This is a genomic window from Rathayibacter sp. Leaf248 (genome assembly GCF_920939495.1).
Lineage (GTDB): Bacteria > Actinomycetota > Actinomycetes > Actinomycetales > Microbacteriaceae > Rathayibacter > Rathayibacter caricis.
The window spans coordinates 171,804-190,202 of sequence record NZ_CAKLAV010000001.1 but is presented as its reverse complement, the minus strand read 5'-3'; the positions used below and the strand labels follow the sequence as shown (position 1 = coordinate 190,202).

The window sequence follows — 18,399 nt, the reverse complement described above, 5'->3', positions numbered from 1 at the left end:
AGCGCTCTCGCCGGGCGGCGGGGGCGGGCATCAGGAGGCTCCGAGGGCCGGGTTGCTCGCCGTGGCGGTGCGCAGCTCCTCGGGGATCGCGTCGAGGTAGCCGCGCAGGTTGCGGCGCGTCTCGCCGATGCTGTCGCCGCCGAACTTCTCGAGCACGGCGTTCGCGAGCACCAGGGCGACCATCGCCTCGGCGACCACGCCCGAGGCGGGCACCGCGCAGACGTCGGACCGCTGGTGGTGCGCGCCGGCGGCCTCACCGGTGGCCACGTCGACCGTGCGCAGGGCGTGCGGGACGGTGGCGATGGGCTTCATGCCGGCGCGGACGCGGAGGACCGTGCCGGTGCTCATCCCGCCCTCGGTGCCGCCCGCACGGTCACTGGAGCGCGAGATGCCGGCGGCGTCCTGGAACAGCTCGTCGTGAGCCTCGGAGCCGCGGCGGGTCGTCGTGAGGAAGCCGTCGCCGACCTCGACTCCCTTGATGGCCTGGATGCCCATGAGCGCGGCGGCGAGCTGGGAGTCGAGGCGGCGGTCCCAGTGGACGTAGGAGCCCAGGCCCGGCGGGAGGCCGTAGGCGAGGACCTCGACGACGCCGCCGAGCGTGTCGCCGTCGTCGTGCGCCCGGTCGACCTCGGCCACCATCAGCGCGCTCGTGGCCGCGTCGTGGCAGCGGAGCGGATCCGCGTCCAGCGCGTCGACGTCGGCCGCGGACGGCAGCGGCGAGCCCTCGGGGACGCGCACGGGGCCGATCGCGAGGGTGTGGCTGACGAGCTCGATGCCGAGCTCGCCGAGGAAGCGGCGGGCGATCGCGCCCAGGCTCACGCGCGCCGCGGTCTCGCGGGCGGAGGCGCGCTCGAGGACGTTGCGCGACTCGGCGAAGCCGTACTTCTGCATGCCGACGAGGTCGGCGTGGCCGGGCCGCGGGCGCGTCAGTGCGGCTCCGCGCCCCTTGGGCAGGGTCTCGGGATCGCGCGGCTCGGCCGACATCACGTCGACCCACCGCGGCCACTCCGTGTTGCCGATGCGCAGGGCGATCGGGCTGCCCATGGTGGCGCCGTGACGGATGCCGGAGGAGACGGTGAGCTCGTCCTGCTCGAAGTTCATCCGCGCGCCGCGGCCGTAGCCGAGCTTGCGCCGAGCGAGATCGCTGCGGATGTCCTCGAGTGAGACGGGGACCCCCGCGGGGAGTCCTTCGAGGACGGCGATGAGTTCGGGACCGTGGGATTCCCCGGCCGTGAGCCAACGGAGCATCCTCCGATTCTCGCACACGGGGCCGGAGCGCACCGCCGGGCCACGGGCTCGCGCTCGCTGCTCGGCCGGTCAGTCCCCGTCGTCCACAGTGGCGCGCATGGCCGCGAGGACCTCGTCCTCGCGGGGCAGCGACGCGGCCGGATCCCCGGCCGTGAAGATCCGGACCTGGACCAGAGCCTGGTGCAGCAGCATCCCGAGCCCGGAGACGACGGGAGAGCCTCCGGCCCGCCAGCGGACGGCGAGGGGGCTCGGCCACGGCGAGTAGGCGACGTCGAAGAGCGTCGAGGCGGCGACGACGGCGTCGGGCACCGTGAGCGCTCCGGACGCGCCGCCGGGGAGCGTCGAGACGACGAGCGGATGCGGCTCCCCCGACTCCCAGTCGTCGAACGAGCGGATGTCGAGCTCCGTGCCCAGGGCCGCCGCCACCCGGCGCAGAGGCTCGGCGCGCTGCGGTGACCGTGCGGTCACGGTGATGCGGGTCGCCCCCCGCTCGGCCGCGGCGGCGATCGCCGAGGCGGCCGTCGCTCCCGCGCCGAGGATCTCGACGCGATCGGAGGCGGGGACCCCCGCCTCGCCCAGCGCCCGGACGATCCCGGCGACGTCGGTGTTGAAGCCCCTCCGCCGGACGACGCCGGCCCCGCGCTCGAGCAGCACGGTGTTCACCGCGCCGGTCGCGCGGGCGACCCGGTCCTCCTCGTCCAGCAACGGCCGCACCGCGTGCTTCAGCGGCATCGTCAGCGAGAGCCCGTGCCACCGGGCGACCGGATCGGCGAGCACGGCCGCGAGCGTCGCCTCCGTCGTCTCGAGGGCCGTGTAGCTCCAGTCGAGCCCCAGCACGCGGTACGCGGCCGCGTGCAGGGCCGGTGACTTCGAGTGCGCGATCGGCGATCCGAGGACCGCCAGGCGCGCGCCCGCCGTCACTGGTACTCCGGGTTCGCCCGCATCCACGCCTGCCACTGGTCGACCGCGGCGTTGTGCTCGGCGTCGGTGGTCGAGTAGACCGTCTCCCCCGTCTCGAGGTTCACCGTGACGAAGTACATCCAGGTGCCCTCGGCGGGACGCAGGACGGCCTCGATCGCGACGTCGCCGGGGTTCGAGATCGGAGCGGGCGGCAGGCCGTCGCGCTGGTAGGTGTTGTAGACGTTGTTCACGTCGGCGCGCTCGGCGTCGGTCGTCGACACGCGGTCCGTCGCTCCGGTGCCGTAGGCCACGGTCGCGTCGGACTGCAGCCGCCAACCCTGGTCGAGGCGGTTCTGGAAGACGCGCGCGACCTTCGGGAAGTCGTCGGCGATCCGAGCCTCGCGCTGCACGAGCGACGCGAACACGACGACCCGGTAGCGGTCCTCCGGCGCGACCTGCGCCTCGTCCAGCGCCTGGAACATCCGCGTCACGAGCGTCTGCAGGATGTCGTGGGCGGGGGTGCTCGGATCGATGTCGTACGTCGCCGGGAAGAGGAAGCCCTCGAGGCTGGTCGCCTCGGCGGGCAGCCCGTAGGAGCCGAAGTCCGCAGCCGCCGCCTGGAGCTCCTCCAGAGGGACCCCCGTGCCGTCCGCGATCAGCGGGAGGGCGCCCGCGAGAGCCGTCCCCTCCGGGATGACGAAAGTGTTGGCCAGGCGCGTCGACTCGGAGTCGAGCAGGGCGGCCAGGGCCGACTTCGCGCTCATCTCGGCCTTGAGCGAGTAGGCGCCGGGCTGGAACACGGGCTCCGGGCTCGTGGAGACCAGGAGCTCGTAGAAGGGCGCGTACGACTTGATGACCCCGTCCGCGACGAGGTTGCTCGCGATGTCGCTGCCGCCGTCGCCCTGGTGGATCGTGAACACGACCTCGCTCGTGCCGGTGCCCGCGTAGTCGGCCACCTCGGGCTCGGCGAAGAGCGCCCGGACCGGCTCGACGAACATCGTCACGGCGACGGCGACGAGCGCCACGAAGACGCCGAACGCGAGGAGTCCGCCGATCAGCCCGCGACGGCTGCGGCGCGCGCGGGTCGCTCCGCCGGAGCGCTCCCGGCGACGTCGGGTCGACGCACGCGCGTCGGGGTGGGCTGGCTCCACCGCGTCGCCGCGGTCGCGGGCGACGGGCACGTCGGGGCCGGAGAAGAGGCGGTCGAGCTGATCCGCGCCGGACGACGTCGTCTCGGCCTCAGTCGAACCGGGGAGCGGTCCGCGATTCGGAGGGAGCTGACTCGGCTGATCGGCGCCGCGGGCGTCGCGGCGGCTCGGGGGGACGTCGGTCACGGGTGGGTCGTCCTTCGTTCGGTTCGAGCGGGGAGCCGGCGGGGAGACCGCTGGAGCGCTCGGAATCGATGGCGTGCTGCAGGATCACCACGGCGGCGACCTGGTCGATCACGGCGCGGGAGCCGCGGGTGTCGCGTCCGGAGCGGTGGAGGGCGCTCTGCGCCGTCACCGTCGACAGACGCTCGTCGACGAGCCGGACGGGTGCGCTCGGCACCGCCGCGGCCAGACGCGCGGCGAACGCGCGCGCGTCGTCGGTGGAGGCCGTCTCGGCCCCCGAGAGCGACAGGGGCAGTCCGACGGTGATGCCGACCGCTCCGTGCTCCTCGGCGATCGCCGCGAGGCGCGCGATGTCCGCGTCCCCCTCGGCGTCCTTCTCGCGGGCGACGGTCTCGACCGGCACCGCGAGCAGACCGTCGGCGTCGCAGCGGGCGACACCGATGCGGGCGCGGCCCACGTCGATGCCGAGCCGGACGCCGAACCGGTCCATGCTCAGCGGGTCGCTTCCGCGACCACGGCCTCGAGGGCCGCGCCGATCGCCGAGACGTCCGAGCCTCCGCCCTGGGCCAGGTCCGGCTTGCCGCCGCCGCCGCCGCCGAGCACGCCCGCGGCCAGCTTGGCGAGCACGCCCGCCTTGGCACCGGAGTCGCGCGCGGCCTGGTTGGTCGCGACGATCACGGCGGGCTTGCCGGAGACGTCGGCCGCGAGGGCCACGACGGCCGGCTCGGAGCCGAGGCGCTCGCGCACCGAGGTCACCAGCGAGCGGAGCTCGTCGCTCGAGCCCGCCGTGCCGACGTTCTCGGCGACGACGGTGACGCCGTTCATCCGGCGCTGGTTCGCGACGATCGCGGGGACGCGGTCGGCGAGGGCCTTCGCCTCGAAGGCGGCGATCCTCTTCTCGGCGGCCTTGAGGCTCGCGACGAGGTCGGCGATCCGCTCGGGCAGCTGCTCGCGCGGCGTCTTCAGCGACGACGAGATCGTGCTGACGAGCGCGCGCTCGGCGGCCAGGTCCTGGAACGCCTCCCGGCCCACGAGCGACTCGACCCGGCGGTTCGTGGATCCGACGGACGACTCGCTGACGAGGCTGATCAGCCCGATCTCGGAGGAGCTCCCCACGTGGGTGCCCGCGCAGAGCTCCCGCGACCAGGGGCCGCCGATGTCGACGACGCGCACGACGTCGCCGTACTTCTCGCCGAAGAGGGCCATCGCGCCGAGCGCCTTGGCCTCGTCGAGGGGCAGCTCGCGGGTGACGACCTCGAGGTTGTCGCGGATGGCGGTGTTCGCGATGTCCTCGATCTCGCTGCGGGTGTCGAGCGACAGCGCCTGGTTCCAGGAGAAGTCGAGACGGAGGTAGCCGGCCTTGTTGTAGGAGCCGGACTGGTGCGCCTGCGGGCCGAGGACCTGGCGGAGGGCCGCGTGGATCAGGTGCGTGCCGGAGTGCGCCTGCGTCGCTCCGCGCCTCCAGTCGCGGTCGACGACCGACGTGGCGGCGTCGCCGACCCCGACCTCGCCGCTCGCGACCTGGACGGTGTGGCTGATGAGCCCCTTGACGGGCTTCTGCACGTCGAGGACCTCGAGGTCGAAGCCGTTGCCGACGATGCGGCCGGCGTCGGCCTCCTGCCCGCCGGACTCGGCGTAGAGCGAGGTCGCCTCGAGGATCACCTCGGCGATGTCGCCCGCCGACGCCTTCGTCACGGACTGACCGGCCACGACGAGGCCGACGATGCGGGACTCGGTGTCGAGCACGTCGTAGCCGGTGAAGAGCGTCTCGCCGTGCGCGCGGAACGCGGCGTAGACCGAGAGGTCGGCGAGGGCCGACTTCTTCGACTTCGCATCGGCCTTGGCCCGGGCGCGCTGCGCGGACATCAGCGAGTCGAACGCCTCGCGGTCGACGCTCAGCCCCGACTCCTCGGCGATCTCGAGGGTGAGGTCGATCGGGAAGCCGAAGGTGTCGTGCAGGAGGAACGCCGTGTCGCCCGGGAGCGTCTCCGCCTCGGCCTTCCTGGTCTTGAGCACCGCGAGATCCAGGATCTCGGTACCCGCGGCGAGGGTGCGCAGGAACGCCTCCTCCTCGCCGAACGCGCTCGTCGACAGGCGCTCGTACTCCGTCTGCACCTCGGGATAGGCGGCGGCCATCGCGTCGCGCGAGGCCGCGAACAGCTCGGGGAAGACGGCGGTGTCCACGCCGAGCAGGCGCATCGCGCGCACCGTGCGGCGCATCAGGCGTCGCAGGATGTAGCCGCGCCCCTCGTTCGACGGAGTGACCCCGTCGGACAGCAGCATCAGCGAGGAGCGCACGTGGTCGGCGATGACGCGCATGCGCACGTCGTCGTCGTGGTCGGCGCCGTAGCGGCGGCCCGAGATCTCGGCCGCGCGGTCGAGGACCGGGCGGACCTGGTCGATCTCGTACATGTTCTCGACGCCCTGCTTGAGGAACGCGACGCGCTCGAGCCCCATGCCGGTGTCGATGTTCTTGCGCGGCAGCTCGCCCAGGATGTCGAAGTCGACCTTGCTCGTGCCCTCGCCGCGCAGGTACTGCATGAAGACGAGGTTCCAGATCTCGACGTAGCGGTCGTCGTCGGTGGCGGGGCCGCCGTCGATGCCGTACGCGGGTCCGCGGTCGAAGAAGATCTCGGAGCAGGGACCGGCCGGACCGGGCTGGCCGGTGGACCAGTAGTTGGTGTCCTTGTCCAGGCGCTGGATCCGCTCGTCGGGCAGACCCGCGATCTTCTTCCACAGCGCGATGGCCTCGTCGTCGTCCTTGTAGACGGTGACCCACAGGTCCTTCTCGTCGAAGCCCAGGCCGCCGTCGCCCTCGGCGCCGGTCAGGAGCTCCCAGGCGTAGCCGATCGCCCCCTCCTTGAAGTAGTCGCCGAAGGAGAAGTTGCCGTTCATCTGGAAGAACGTGCCGTGACGCGGGGTCTTGCCGACCTCTTCGATGTCGTTGGTGCGGATGCACTTCTGCACGCTGGTCGCGCGCGGGTACGGCGCGGGGACCACTCCGGTCAGGTACGGCACGAAGGGCACCATGCCGGCGACGGTGAAGAGGAGGCTCGGGTCCTCGCTGACGAGCGAGGCGGACGGCACCACGGTGTGACCGCGGCTTCCGAAGAAGTCGAGCCAGCGGGTGCGGATTTCGGCGGTCTGCATGGGTTCCGTTACGTGTTCGGTCGGTGTCGACGCGGGAGTGGCCGGACGGCCGGGAGTGCGGGCGGGATCAGCCCTCGCCGATGGCGGCCTTCAGCTCGGCCTCCCGCTGGTGGTAGCCCTCGGAGACGGCGTCTCCGAGCTCCTTCGCCTTCCGGTTGATGTCCTCGAAGAGGCGGGCGCCGGCGGTGGTGCGGGCGATCTGGTGCGCCAGCGCGAAGCCGAGGCCGATCCCGACGACGACCAGGACGAGGTTCTTCACGGTGGTTCCTTCCGCGGCGGTGGGTGGCGGGCGGCGCGGCGGTGCGCGGCGACCGGATCGATTCTAGGGCGCGAGCCTGCGGCTATCGGGAGGAGGACCTGCGGGTGGGCTTCGAGCGCTTCGCCGCGGTCCGCCCGGCGGCCTCGCCGACCTTGTCGGCCGTCCGTCCGGCCACCAGCACCGCGCGGACGCCCGCCGTGAAGCCGGCGAGCTTGATCAGCGGCCCGCCGATGGTCGCCGCGGTGAGGGCGACGAGGGCGTTCACGTTGCCGGTCACCTCCGCCACGTCCTTGGTGATCGTGTCGACGCGGGCGAGCTGCTGGTTGGCCTCGCGGAGCGTGGAGGCCGACTCGTCGAGGATCGGGGTGAGACCGTCGCTGGCCTGCTTGATCGCCTCGCTGGTGCTGTCGAACACGCGTCCCAGCTTCCACAGCGGGATCGCGGCGATCGCGACCAGGATCGCGAACACTCCTGCGGCGATGAGTCCTGCGATGTCTCCACCGGACACGGTGACCTCCGTTCGGCGCCGCCCGATTGCGGCACTCCAGCCTAGCGACGAGGCGCGGCCGGGTCGGCAGGAGCACCGGCCGGGCGTGCGCTCCGGCCGATGCGCCCCCGGGACGGCAGAAGGCCCCGGCGGTGAGCCGGGGCCTTCTGGGACGTCGGTCGAGCGACCGGGTCAGGAGTGGATCAGCGGGCGGCGTAGTACTCGACGACCAGCTGGACCTCGCAGGTCACGGGGACCTCGGCGCGCTTCGGACGGCGCAGCAGCGTCGCCTGGAGCTTGTCGATCTCGACCTCGAGGTAGCCCGGGGTCTTGGGGAGCACGTCGACGTGTCCACCGGCGGCGGCGACCTGGAAGGGCTCGGTGCCCTCGGAGCGCTGCTTGACGTGGATGACCTGGCCCGGCTTCACGCGGAAGGAGGGACGGTCGACGGTCTTGCCGTCGACGAGGATGTGACGGTGGGTCACGAACTGGCGGGCCTGCGCCGTGGTACGGGCGAAGCCGGAGCGCAGGACGAGGGCGTCGAGGCGCATCTCGAGGAGCTCGACCAGGTTCTCACCGGTCAGGCCCTGGGTGCGGCGGGCCTCGCCGAAGGCGATGCGGAGCTGCTTCTCGCGGATGCCGTACTGGGCGCGCAGACGCTGCTTCTCACGCAGGCGGACCGCGTAGTCGGAGTCGGCCTTGCGCTTCGAGCGGCCGTGCTCACCGGGAGCGTAGGGACGCTTCTCGAGGTAGCGGGCGGCCTTCGGGGTCAGCGGGATGCCGAGGGCGCGCGAGAGGCGCGTCTTCGAGCGTGAACGGGAGGTGGTCGACACTGTGGTCCTTCCAAGGTCTGAGAGGTTCGGTCGCAGCTCTCGCCGACGTGCTCCGGGTGGAGCGCGGGCGCCGTGGTCGTGTCCGCTCGCGGGTGCGTGCGGAAGGGTGACCGCGGTGACGAGCTGCGCGATTCAGAGGGATGCGCTGCTCCGCTCGGCTACAGAGCGGTGGGCAACCGGAGAAGGCTATCACGGAGGAGCCGCGTTCCTCAGCCCTGCGCGGTCTCCGCCCCGATCGGCTTCGGCGCCGATCGGCCTCCACTCGGTTGCTCAGGAGCCCCGGATGATCCTCATCAGCTTCGACAGCCGAGCCGAGACGTCCCGCTCGTTGCCGTGCTCGGTCGGCACGTAGTACCGGGCGCCGTCGAGCGAGTCCGGCAGGTACTGCTGCTGCAGGACGCCCAGGTCGGCGTCGTGCGGATAGCGGTAGCCCTTCCCGTGGCCGAGCCGCTTGGCGCCCGGGTAGTGCGCGTCGCGCAGGTGCGGCGGCACCCGGCCCGCCTTGCCCGCGCGCACGTCGGCGATGGCCGCGTCGAGCGCGGTGTAGGACGCGTTCGACTTGGGAGCGGTCGCGAGGTGCACGACGGCCTGGGCGAGGGGGATCCGCCCCTCCGGCATGCCGATGAGCTGGACGGCGTCGGCGGCCGCCACGGCGATGACCAGCGCCTGCGGGTCGGCCATGCCGATGTCCTCGGAGGCCGAGACGATGATGCGCCGGGCGATGAACCGCGGATCCTCCCCCGCCTCGATCATCCGGGCGAGGTAGTGCAGTGCCGCATCGACGTCGGAGCCGCGGATCGACTTGATGAACGCGCTGATGACGTCGTAGTGCTCGTCGCCGTTGCGGTCGTAGCGCAGCAGCGCCCGGTCGACCGCGCGGGCGACGACCTCGGTCGTGATGAGCGGGAGCTCGGGCTCCGGGGCCGGGGCGTCGTCCTCGACGGGAACGTCGTCGTCCTCGTCGTCCTCCTCGTCGGAGTCGGACGCGCGCGCGGCCCTGTCCGCCTCCCTCGCGTCGGAGCGCGCGGACGTCGCCGCCGCCTCGAGCGCGGTCAGCGCACGGCGCGCGTCGCCCGAGGCCAGCCGGACGATGCTCGCCCGGGCCTCGGGATCGAGGGCGACGGTGCCACGCAGCCCGCGCTCGTCGACGAGGGCGCGATCGACCAGGATCCCGAGGTCGTCGTCGCTCAGCGGCTCGAGGGTGAGCAGGAGCGAGCGCGACAGCAGGGGCGCGATCACCGAGAACGACGGGTTCTCGGTCGTCGCGGCGATCAGGATGACCCAGCCGTTCTCGACCCCCGGCAGCAGCGCGTCCTGCTGCGCCTTGGTGAAGCGGTGGATCTCGTCGAGGAACAGGACCGTCGAGGTGCCGTACAGATCGCGCGTGGAGAGCGCCTCCTCCATCACCTGCCGCACGTCCTTCACTCCGGCCGTGACCGCCGACAGCTCGACGAACCGCCGCCCGCTCGAGTGCGCCACGGCCTGCGCGAGCGTCGTCTTGCCGGTGCCCGGCGGCCCCCACAGGATGACCGACACGGCGCCGCGCTCCCCCGTGGTGTCGGCGGCGAGGGCGACGAGGGGCGAGCCCCGCGTCAGCAGGTGGCGCTGCCCGGCGACCTCGTCGAGGCTGCGCGGGCGCATCCGCACGGCGAGCGGAGTCGCCCCCGAGCGGAGTCCTGCCTGCTGCATGGTCATGCGCACCAGCGTAACCAGGGGCTCCGACACGGGCACCGGCGCGGGCGGAGCGCCGTGTGGAGTCGCCGCGCCGATTCTCGTAGGCTCCTCTCGGTCTGCGCCTGCGCGCGGAGCGCCGCGCCGCCGGGGCGCGACCGGAGACGTCGGAGGAACACGTGGCCCAGGGAAAGTCGAACGATCGCGAGGCGCGCACCCGGCTCCGGGCCTACCAGGCCCGCCAGGCCCTCCACCGCACGCGGGCGGAGCGCCGCCGACGCGACAACGTGATCGCCGCCGTGGCCGGAGTCGTCGTGATCGCCCTCGCCGTCCTCGCCCAGGTCCTCTACTTCTCCGGCGGACCGGGCACCCCCGTCGCCGAGCCGTCCTCGAGCACGAGTGCGACCCCGACCCCCACCGCCACCGGCGAGAACACCGGCGATGTGCCCTCGGCCGACATCGCCGAGGGCCGCGACTGGACCGGTGAGATGACGATCAACACGGACGCACTGGGGATCACGCTCGCCGGCGCTGCGGCCCCGCAGGCCGTCTCCTCCTTCCTCTCCCTCGCGCAGTCGGGCTTCTACGACGGCGTCTCCTGCCACCGCCTGACCACCGAGGGCCTGTTCGTCCTCCAGTGCGGCGACCCCGACGGGGACGGCACCGGCGGACCGGGCTACAGCTACGGCCCCGTCGAGAACGCCCCGGAGGACGGGCTCTACCCCGCGGGGACCATCGCGATGGCGCGGCAGTCGGGCAACGGCTACAGCCAGGGGAGCCAGTTCTTCGTCGTCTACGAGGACACGACCCTCCCCGCCGACGCGGCCGGCGGCTACACCGTGATCGGGCAGGTGACCTCCGGGCTCGACGCCCTCGTGGCCGACGTCGTTGCGAAGGGCACAGCCGACGGATCCACCGACGGCGCTCCCGCCGAGCCGGTCGCGATCACCTCCGTCACGCTCCAGTAGACGCGCTGAGGCCGGCCGCCGCCCACGCGGGCAGGAGCCGGGGGCGCCCCCGTGCAATAGGCTGATCGTCACTGCCCGTTCGCGGCCGAGCGCGGTACCCGGCCTACCGGCCGTCGAGCCCGATCGGCCACCCGACGCGACGGACATCGAACAGCACGACATCGAACAGCAAGGTGAGGCTCCGAGCGATGAGTGACCAGCAGCCGTGGGGACGAGTCGACGACGACGGGACGGTCTACGTCCGAGTCGGAGACGGGGAGCGCGAGGTCGGCCAGTACCCCGACGCCACCCCCGAGGAGGCGCTCGCCTACTACGAGCGCAAGTACACCGAGCTGGCCGGGCAGGTCTCCCTGCTCGAGCAGCGGGCGAAGCGCGGAGCACCCGCCGCGGACGTCGCCCGGACCGTGCAGTCGCTGACCGCGGCGATCGCCGAGGCGCACGCCGTCGGCGATCTCGAGGCCCTGCGGGCCCGCGTCAGCGCACTGAGCGGATCGGTCGAGGACCTCACCGAGCAGCAGGCCGCCGAGTCGAAGGCCGTGCTGGCCGAGGCGCTCGCGTACCGCGAGGCGATCGTGGCCGAGGCCGAGGCCCTCGCGGCCGTCGACCCCGCCAAGACGCAGTGGAAGCAGGCGAGCGCCGCGATCGACGAGCTGTTCGCCCGCTGGCAGAGCCACCAGCAGCAGGGTCCCCGGCTGCCCAAGAACGAGGCCAACGAGCTCTGGCGCCGCTTCCGCGGTGCCCGCACCACGATCGAGCAGAACCGCAAGGCGTTCTTCGCCGACCTCGACTCCGCGCACCGCGAGGCGAAGGCGGCGAAGCAGTCGCTGATCGACCAGGCCGAGGCGCTCGTGCCGCGCGGCGCCGACGCGATCCCGGAGTACCGCACCCTCCTCGAGAGCTGGCGGGTCGCCGGACGCGCCGGCAAGCGGTTCGACGACGCGCTCTGGGCCCGCTTCAAGGCGGCCGGCGATGCGATCTACGGCGCGAAGGCCGAGATCGTCGCGCAGGAGAGCGTCGAGTACACCGAGAACCTCGACCGCAAGCTCGCCCTCCTCGAGGAGGCCGAGCCGCTCCTGCAGGAGCAGGACCGCGAGAAGGCCAAGCGCGCGCTCCTCTCCATCCAGGAGCGATGGGACGAGGTCGGCCGCGTTCCCCGCGAGCAGGTCCGCACGATCGAGGACCGGCTCCGCAAGGTCGAGGCGCACGTGCGCAAGCTCGACGAGGAGCATTGGAACCGCAGCAACCCCGAGCGGAAGGCGCGCTCCGAGGGTCTCGCCTCGCAGCTCACCTCGGCGATCCAGAAGCTGCAGGACGAGCTCGACGAGGCGAAGGCCCGCGGCGACCGCGCGGCCATCGCCCAGGCGCAGGAGGCGCTCGACGCCCGCAAGGTGTGGCTGGACGCCCTGGGCTGATCGGAGGGTCCTCCCTCCCCTGCGCCGATCCCTCCACAGATCGCCGTGAACGCCTCCGGAGGGGAGGCGCGTCGTCCACTCTCGAGGGATGACGCGCCTCCCCTCCGTTCTGCTCCCCGGCCATCTCCCGCTCGCCGAGCTGTGCGCGGCCCGCCTCGACGGCGAGCTCCGTGCCCTCGACGAGGGATTCGTGCTGTGCGATCTGCCGACCGGAGCAGCGGAGCGGGGGGCCGCGCTCCTCGCGGTCCTGCCCCGCGGCACGGTCGCCGACCGCTCGAGCGCCGCCTGGGTGCACGGAGCGACGACCGAGCCACCCGCGCTGCACAGCGCCTCGATCGACCGCGAGCACCGCCTCCGGCCACAGCCCCGTGCCCGCGTGCGCTTCCACGAGGTCCGGCTGCCCGCCGCGGACGTCGTCTCGATCGGCGGCTGCCCGGTCACGACTCCGGTGCGCACTCTGATCGACCTGACCCGCGTCCCGGACGCCTGCGACGACTCCCTGCTCCGGTCGCTCGCGCTGACGACCGGCACCGCTCTGGAGGACGTCCTCGCCGCGCTCGAAGCGGCGGGAAGCGCCGTGGCAGGACGCCGCATCGCCGAGCGCCGGCTGGCGGCCGCGCTGGGCGCGCGGCCGCCGTCAGGGCCTCTCAGCCCGCGTTGACCCGGTACACGTCGTAGACGGCGTCGATGCGCCGGACGGCGTTCAGCACGCGGTCGAGGTGAGTGGTGTCGCCCATCTCGAAGACGAAGCGGCTGATCGCGAGCCGGTCGCTGGAGGTCGACACCGTCGCCGAGAGGATGTTCACGTGGTGCTCCGAGAGCACGCGCGTCACATCGCTCAGCAGACCGGAGCGGTCCAGCGCCTCGACCTGGATCTGCACCAGGAAGATGCTCTTGGAGGACGGCGCCCACTCCACGTCCACGATCCGCTCGGGCTCCTTCAGGAGCTCCTGCACGTTGTGGCAGTTGGCCTGGTGGACCGAGACCCCGGCTCCGCGCGTGACGAAGCCGACGATCTGATCGCCCGGGACCGGGGTGCAGCACTTCGCGAGCTTGACCAGGATGTCCGGCGCGCCCTTGACCAGGACGCCCGACTCGCTGCTGCGGCTCCGCGGTCGCGGGGAGCGCGGGAGCGTGACCTCGTTCTCGTCCGACTCCGGATCGCCCTGGATCGACGCGACGACCTTCTCGAGCACCGACTGCGTCGACACGTGCCCCTCGCCGACGGCCGCGTAGAGCGCCTCCACGTCGTTGTAGCGCAGCTGGCTCGCCACCTCGGTGAAGGTGTCCTGGCTCATCAGCTTCTGCAGCGGCAGGTTCTGCTTGCGCATCGCGCGGGCGATGGAGTCCTTGCCCTGCTCGATCGCCTCGTCGCGGCGCTCCTTCGTGAACCACTGGCGGATCTTGTTGCGGGCCCGCGGGCTCTGCACGAAGTTCAGCCAGTCCTGGCTCGGGCCGCTGTCGGGGTTCTTCGAGGTGAACACCTCGACGACGTCGCCGGTGGTCAGCGAGGACTCGAGCGGCACCAGACGGCCGTTGACCTTGGCGCCCATCGTGCGGTGGCCGACCTCGGTGTGCACGGCGTAGGCGAAGTCGACCGGGGTCGCTCCGGTGGGCAGGCCGATGACCCGGCCCTTCGGAGTGAAGACGTAGACCTCCTTCGCGCCGATCTCGAAGCGGAGGGAGTCGAGGAACTCGTTCGGGTCGGTCGTCTCGGACTGCCAGTCCGAGAGGTGCGCCAGCCAGGCGAGGTCGGTGTCGTTCGAGCCGGACGTGGGCACCTTGCCCGTCGCCATCTGCTCCTTGTACTTCCAGTGCGCCGCGATGCCGAACTCGGCGTGCTGATGCATCTCGTTGGTGCGGATCTGGATCTCGACGGCCCGGCCCTTGGGGCCGACGACCGTCGTGTGCAGCGACTGGTAGAGGTTGAACTTCGGGGTCGCGATGTAGTCCTTGAACCGGCCCGGCATCGGCGTCCAGCGCGCGTGGATCGACCCCAGCACGGCGTAGCAGTCGCGGACCGAGTTCACGAGCACGCGGATGCCGACCAGGTCGTAGATCTCGTCGAACTCGCGGCCTCGGACGACCATCTTCTGATAGATCGAGTAGTACTGCTTCGGACGCCCGACGACGCGCCCGCGGATCTTGCCGGCCCGCAGATCCTCGCCGATCAGGTCGATGACGCTCTGCACGAACTCCTCGCGCTGAGGCGTCCTGCGCTTCACGAGGCTCTCGATCTCGTTGTAGATCTTGGGGTAGAGCACCGCGAACGAGAGGTCCTCGAGCTCCCACTTGATCGCCTGGATGCCGAGGCGGTGCGCGAGGGGCGCGTAGATCTCGAGCGTCTCGGTCGCCTTGCGGGCGGCGGACTCGGCGGGCACGAAGCCCCAGGTCCGCGCGTTGTGCAGGCGGTCGGCGAGCTTGATGATCAGGACGCGGATGTCCTTCGACATCGCCACGATCATCTTGCGGACGGTCTCGGCCTGGGCGCTGTCGCCGTACTTGACCTTGTCGAGCTTGGTGACGCCGTCGACCAGCATCGCGACCTCGTCGCCGAAGTCGGCGCGGAGCTCGTCGAGCTTGTAGTCGGTGTCCTCGACCGTGTCGTGCAGGAGGGCCGCGGCGATGGTCTTCGAGCCGATGCCGAGATCGGCCAGGATCTGCGCGACCGCGAGCGGGTGCGTGATGTAGGGCTCGCCGCTCCGGCGCTTCTGCCCCGAGTGGGCGCGCTCGGCGACCGAGTACGCGCGCTCGATGAGGGCGATGTCGCTCTTGGGGTGGTGCATCCGCACCGTGCGCACGAGGGTGTCGACCGCACCCGAGGGCTGCGCGCGCGAGAAGATCCGGGGGACCAGTCTGCGCAGGGCAGCGGTCGACGACGTGGTCGTGGTTTCCGTCACGCGGGCATCTCCATCGCCCCATTATCGCGCCTGCGGAACGTGCCGCCGACCGATCCGCCCGGGGCGAACCCCGGAGCCGTCAGTCGATGCGTCCGGGGCGGCCCTCGTCGTCGACGACGTCTCCCCCGGCGGCCGCCCACGCGGTCATCCCGGCGTCGACGTTGGCCGCCTCGTAGCCCGCGCCCTCGAGGGCCTGCACGACCATCGCGGAGCGGACCCCGGAGTGGCAGACGACCAGGATCGGCGCCTCCGCGGGCAGCTCGTCCTGGCGTGCACCGATCTGGTTCATCGGGATGTGGTGCGCGGCGGCGGCGTGGCCGAGCGCCCACTCGTGCGGCTCCCGGACGTCCAGGAGCCACACCTCGTCGCGCGCGACGAGTCCGACGGCGTCGGCCGCGGAGACCTGCGAGAACTCGGCCATCGCTGCTCCTACGCGCTCTGCTCGACGGCGGGCGTGCCCGCCTTCAGGCGCGCCGCCTCGACGCGCTTGTCGTTGCGGGCGACGTCGACCTCCCGGCCGCGCAGCTGCGCGTAGAGGGGCGCCGCGACGAAGATCGTCGAGTACGTGCCGACGACGATGCCGATCAGCAGGGCGAGCGAGATGTCGCGGAGCGTCCCGGCTCCGAGCACGAACGCGCCGATCACGAGGATCGCGCCGACGGGCAGCGCCGCCACGATCGACGTGTTGATCGAGCGGACCAGGGTCTGGTTCTCGGCGAGGTTCACCGTCTCGGCGAACGTCTTCGTCGTGCTGCCCAGCGCCTCGGCCGTGTTCTCGCGGATCTTGTCGAACACCACCACGGTGTCGTAGAGCGAGTAGCCGAGGATCGTCAGGAGGCCGATGACCGCGGCGGGCGACACCTCCGTGCCGGTGATGCCGTAGACGCCGGCGACGATCACGAGGTCGTGCACGAGGGCGACGATCGCGGCGAGCGACATCTTCCAGGTGCGGAAGTAGGCCCACATGGCCAGCGAGGCGAGCACCACGAAGATGATCAGACCGCGCAGGGCCTGCTGCGTGATGTCGTTGCCCCACGATGCTCCGATGAAGGAGGACGTGACCTGGTCGTTCGGGACGTCGTACGCCTCGGCGAGGGAGTTGCGGACCGCGGTCGACTCGTCCGTCGAGAGCTGATCGGTCTGCACGCGGATCGAGTCGTCGCCGACGACCGAGACGCGCGGAACGGTCTCGGGCGAGACCGCGGTGACCGCGTCGGTCGCCGTCGCCTGGTCGAGGCTCGACGGCGAGGAGACCGTGAACTCGGAGCCGCCGGTGAACTCGATGCTGAAGTTGAAGCCGCCGCGGGCGACCGTGCCGAGCACCGTGATCAGGATCAGGACGAGCGAGATCAGGTACCAGGTGCGGCGCCGTCCGACGAAGTCGATCGAGCGCTTGCCGGTGTAGAGGTCGTTGCCGAACTGCGAGAAGCTGGCCATCACGCGTCCTTGGTCGAGTCGGAGGAGCCGGGAGTGCGCGCCGCCTCGGCGGCCTTGCGCTCGGCGATGGTCTGGCGCTTCGCGGCCTCGCGGGCGGCGGAGGAGCCCTTGCCGGCGACGACGGCGTCCTGCGGACGGAACGCCGCACGGCCCCGGTAGACGGCGCCCAGGGCCCGGGGGTCGAGCCCGGAGAGCTTGTGCCCGTCCGAGAAGAACCGTGTCGTGGCGAGCAGCTGCAGCATCGGGTGCGTGAAGAGGATCACGACCACGAGGTCGATCAGCGTCGTGATGCCGAGGGTGAAGGCGAAGCCGCGGACGCTGCCGACGGCGAGGATGAACAGCACCACCGCTGCGAGCAGATTCACCATGTCGGAGGCGAAGATGGTGCGCAGCGCACGCCGCCAGCCGGCCTCGACCGCCGACTCCAGGCCGCGACCGTCGCGGAGCTCGTCGCGGATGCGCTCGAAGTAGACGATGAAGGAGTCGGCCGTGATGCCGATCGCGACGATCAGACCCGCGACTCCCGCGAGCGAGAGGCGCAGTCCCTCCCGCCACGAGAGGAGCGTCACGACGAGGTAGGTGACGACCGCGGCGACGATCAGCGACGCGATCGTGACCGCTCCGAGCACCCGGTACTGGGCGAGCGAGTAGACGACGACGAGGATCAGGCCGATCAGGCCCGCGAGCAGACCGCTCGCGAGCTGAGCCGTGCCGAGCGTGGCCGAGATGCTGTCCGAGCTCTGCACCTGGAAGCCGATCGGCAGGGCGCCGTACTTGAGCTGGTCCGCGAGCGTCTTCGACGACTCCTGGGTGAAGGAGCCCGTGATCTGCGCGTTGCCGTCGGTGATCGCGGCGTTGGTGGACGGCGCCGAGATGACGCGTCCGTCGAGCACGATCGCGAACTGGTTCTGCGCGCCCTGCAGGGCGACGAGGCGGGTCGTGACGTCCGAGAAGGCGGTGGTGCCGGCGTCGTCGAACGAGAGGTTCACTGCCCAGGTGCCGGTGCTGGCTCCCGACTGCGTCGTGACGAGGCCGTTCGAGGCGTCGGCGATGTCCTCGCCGGTCACCTCGACCGGGCCGAGGATGTACTTGACCGTCCCGGTGTCGTCGCAGGTGATCAGCGGCTGGTCCGCGGGGGCGAGGTTCGGATCCTGGCTGTTGAGGAACGCACAGTCGAACGCGGTGTACTGCGCCTCGAGCGCAGGAGTGATGTACGCGAGGTCGCTGGCGTCGGTCGGCTCCGCGGTGGGCTCGGTCGAGAGCGCGGGGTCGACCGGCGTGGGCGTCGGCGAGGACGTGGCGTCGCCTCCGACCGCGCTGTTCGTGGCCTGGCTGCCGACGAGGACGGGGCGGAAGTCGAGCTTCGCCGACGCCTCGATGCGCTGCAGCGTCTCGTCGTCGGGAGTTCCCGGGATGGAGACGACGATGTTGCTCGAGCCCTGGGTCGTGATCTCGGCCTCGGAGACGCCGGACGCGTCGATGCGCTGGCGGATGATCGAGACCGCCTGAGTCAGCTGCTCCGACGAGACCGTGTCACCGTCGTTCAGCTGCGGCTGGAGCACGATCTGCGTGCCGCCCTCGAGGTCGAGGGCGAGCTTCGGAGTCCAGGACCCGCCGCCCCAGAGGACGGCGGCGGTGTTCAGACCGACGAGAGCGAGGATCAGGACACCGAGCCAGCTCAGAGAGCGCCGGGCCTTCCGGACGGGGGTTGATGCGGCCACCCAGGGCTCAGCTTTCTCTTCGGTCGGCGATGACGTGCCGGGACGGACCCGGAGGAACGAGGGGCGGGCCGGGCGCTCGTGC

Annotated in this window: 16 protein-coding genes; 3 read left to right on the top strand and 13 right to left on the bottom strand. The window is 71.9% G+C overall.

The features are described 5' to 3' along the window. Positions 1–30: 30 nt before the first annotated feature. From aroC to LRG51_RS00915, 9 genes are all read right to left on the bottom strand, one after another. Complete coding sequence (aroC, locus tag LRG51_RS00955; RefSeq protein WP_107575283.1) at positions 31–1,248, bottom strand: chorismate synthase; 1,218 nt, start codon at positions 1,246–1,248, stop codon at positions 31–33. A 69-nt stretch (positions 1,249–1,317) separates the two neighbouring features. After that, the gene (locus LRG51_RS00950) at positions 1,318–2,169 is read right to left on the bottom strand and encodes a shikimate dehydrogenase (RefSeq protein ID WP_230670472.1); all 852 of its coding nucleotides are present in this window, start codon (positions 2,167–2,169) and stop codon (positions 1,318–1,320) included. Next, the gene (gene mltG, locus LRG51_RS00945) at positions 2,166–3,482 is read right to left on the bottom strand and encodes an endolytic transglycosylase MltG (protein ID WP_230670469.1); all 1,317 of its coding nucleotides are present in this window, start codon (positions 3,480–3,482) and stop codon (positions 2,166–2,168) included. Before mltG ends, LRG51_RS00950 begins: the two co-directional genes overlap by 4 nt. Then, positions 3,388–3,969, bottom strand: a complete 582-nt coding sequence (gene ruvX / locus LRG51_RS00940) for a Holliday junction resolvase RuvX (protein ID WP_442966628.1) — start codon at positions 3,967–3,969, stop codon at positions 3,388–3,390. The genes mltG and ruvX overlap by 95 nt, the downstream gene beginning before the upstream one ends. Positions 3,970–3,971: 2 nt before the next feature. Further along, a complete protein-coding gene (gene alaS, locus LRG51_RS00935) occupies positions 3,972–6,629 on the bottom strand; it encodes an alanine--tRNA ligase (protein ID WP_230670466.1) in 2,658 nt (885 codons plus the stop codon). A gap of 67 nt (positions 6,630–6,696) precedes the next feature. Then, positions 6,697–6,888, bottom strand: coding sequence for a hypothetical protein (locus tag LRG51_RS00930; protein WP_055791777.1), 192 nt, complete (start codon positions 6,886–6,888; stop codon positions 6,697–6,699). 82 nt (positions 6,889–6,970) lie between these two features. Continuing rightward, positions 6,971–7,396: a DUF948 domain-containing protein gene (locus LRG51_RS00925; protein ID WP_055791774.1), complete on the bottom strand. Its 426-nt coding sequence runs from the start codon at positions 7,394–7,396 to the stop codon at positions 6,971–6,973. A gap of 182 nt (positions 7,397–7,578) precedes the next feature. Continuing rightward, on the bottom strand, positions 7,579–8,208 hold the full coding sequence (gene rpsD, locus LRG51_RS00920; RefSeq protein WP_055791772.1) for a 30S ribosomal protein S4: 630 nt from the start codon (positions 8,206–8,208) through the stop codon (positions 7,579–7,581). A 270-nt stretch (positions 8,209–8,478) separates the two neighbouring features. Next, entirely contained in the window at positions 8,479–9,903 is a 1,425-nt protein-coding gene (locus LRG51_RS00915; protein ID WP_230670463.1) for a replication-associated recombination protein A, read from the bottom strand. 155 nt (positions 9,904–10,058) lie between these two features. Here LRG51_RS00915 and LRG51_RS00910 point away from each other — a divergent pair, with 155 nt between their 5' ends. The 3 genes from LRG51_RS00910 (at position 10,059) to LRG51_RS00900 (ending at position 12,920) form a co-directional block, all read left to right on the top strand. After that, entirely contained in the window at positions 10,059–10,847 is a 789-nt protein-coding gene (locus LRG51_RS00910) for a peptidylprolyl isomerase (RefSeq protein WP_230670460.1), read from the top strand. 188 nt (positions 10,848–11,035) lie between these two features. After that, a complete protein-coding gene (locus LRG51_RS00905; protein ID WP_055791767.1) occupies positions 11,036–12,259 on the top strand; it encodes a DUF349 domain-containing protein in 1,224 nt (407 codons plus the stop codon). Between the two features lie 88 nt (positions 12,260–12,347). Then, positions 12,348–12,920, top strand: a complete 573-nt coding sequence (locus LRG51_RS00900; RefSeq protein WP_230670457.1) for a type IV toxin-antitoxin system AbiEi family antitoxin — start codon at positions 12,348–12,350, stop codon at positions 12,918–12,920. Here the strand turns inward: LRG51_RS00900 and LRG51_RS00895 are convergent. The 4 genes from LRG51_RS00895 to secD all read right to left on the bottom strand — a co-directional run bounded on the left by LRG51_RS00895 (position 12,907) and on the right by secD (position 18,317). Then, complete coding sequence (locus LRG51_RS00895) at positions 12,907–15,159, bottom strand: RelA/SpoT family protein (protein ID WP_055791761.1); 2,253 nt, start codon at positions 15,157–15,159, stop codon at positions 12,907–12,909. The genes LRG51_RS00900 and LRG51_RS00895 overlap by 14 nt on opposite strands. A 79-nt stretch (positions 15,160–15,238) precedes the next feature. After that, complete coding sequence (locus LRG51_RS00890; protein ID WP_055791758.1) at positions 15,239–15,580, bottom strand: rhodanese-like domain-containing protein; 342 nt, start codon at positions 15,578–15,580, stop codon at positions 15,239–15,241. A gap of 8 nt (positions 15,581–15,588) precedes the next feature. After that, positions 15,589–16,596, bottom strand: a complete 1,008-nt coding sequence (secF, locus tag LRG51_RS00885; protein ID WP_230670453.1) for a protein translocase subunit SecF — start codon at positions 16,594–16,596, stop codon at positions 15,589–15,591. Then, a complete protein-coding gene (secD, locus tag LRG51_RS00880; RefSeq protein ID WP_055791753.1) occupies positions 16,596–18,317 on the bottom strand; it encodes a protein translocase subunit SecD in 1,722 nt (573 codons plus the stop codon). The genes secF and secD overlap by 1 nt, the downstream gene beginning before the upstream one ends. Between the last annotated feature and the right edge of the window lie 82 nt (positions 18,318–18,399).

What these genes read in the sequence shown, in the direction of transcription:
- aroC (WP_107575283.1), bottom strand. Translation starts at nt 1,248, where the DNA reads ATGCTCCGTTGGCTCACGGCCGGGGAATCCCACGGTCCCGAACTCATC.
- ruvX (WP_442966628.1), bottom strand. Translation starts at nt 3,969, where the DNA reads ATGGACCGGTTCGGCGTCCGGCTCGGCATCGACGTGGGCCGCGCCCGC.
- alaS (WP_230670466.1), bottom strand. Translation starts at nt 6,629, where the DNA reads ATGCAGACCGCCGAAATCCGCACCCGCTGGCTCGACTTCTTCGGAAGC.
- LRG51_RS00915 (WP_230670463.1), bottom strand. Translation starts at nt 9,903, where the DNA reads ATGACCATGCAGCAGGCAGGACTCCGCTCGGGGGCGACTCCGCTCGCC.
- LRG51_RS00905 (WP_055791767.1), top strand. Translation starts at nt 11,036, where the DNA reads ATGAGTGACCAGCAGCCGTGGGGACGAGTCGACGACGACGGGACGGTC.
- LRG51_RS00900 (WP_230670457.1), top strand. Translation starts at nt 12,348, where the DNA reads ATGACGCGCCTCCCCTCCGTTCTGCTCCCCGGCCATCTCCCGCTCGCC.
- LRG51_RS00890 (WP_055791758.1), bottom strand. Translation starts at nt 15,580, where the DNA reads ATGGCCGAGTTCTCGCAGGTCTCCGCGGCCGACGCCGTCGGACTCGTC.
- secF (WP_230670453.1), bottom strand. Translation starts at nt 16,596, where the DNA reads ATGGCCAGCTTCTCGCAGTTCGGCAACGACCTCTACACCGGCAAGCGC.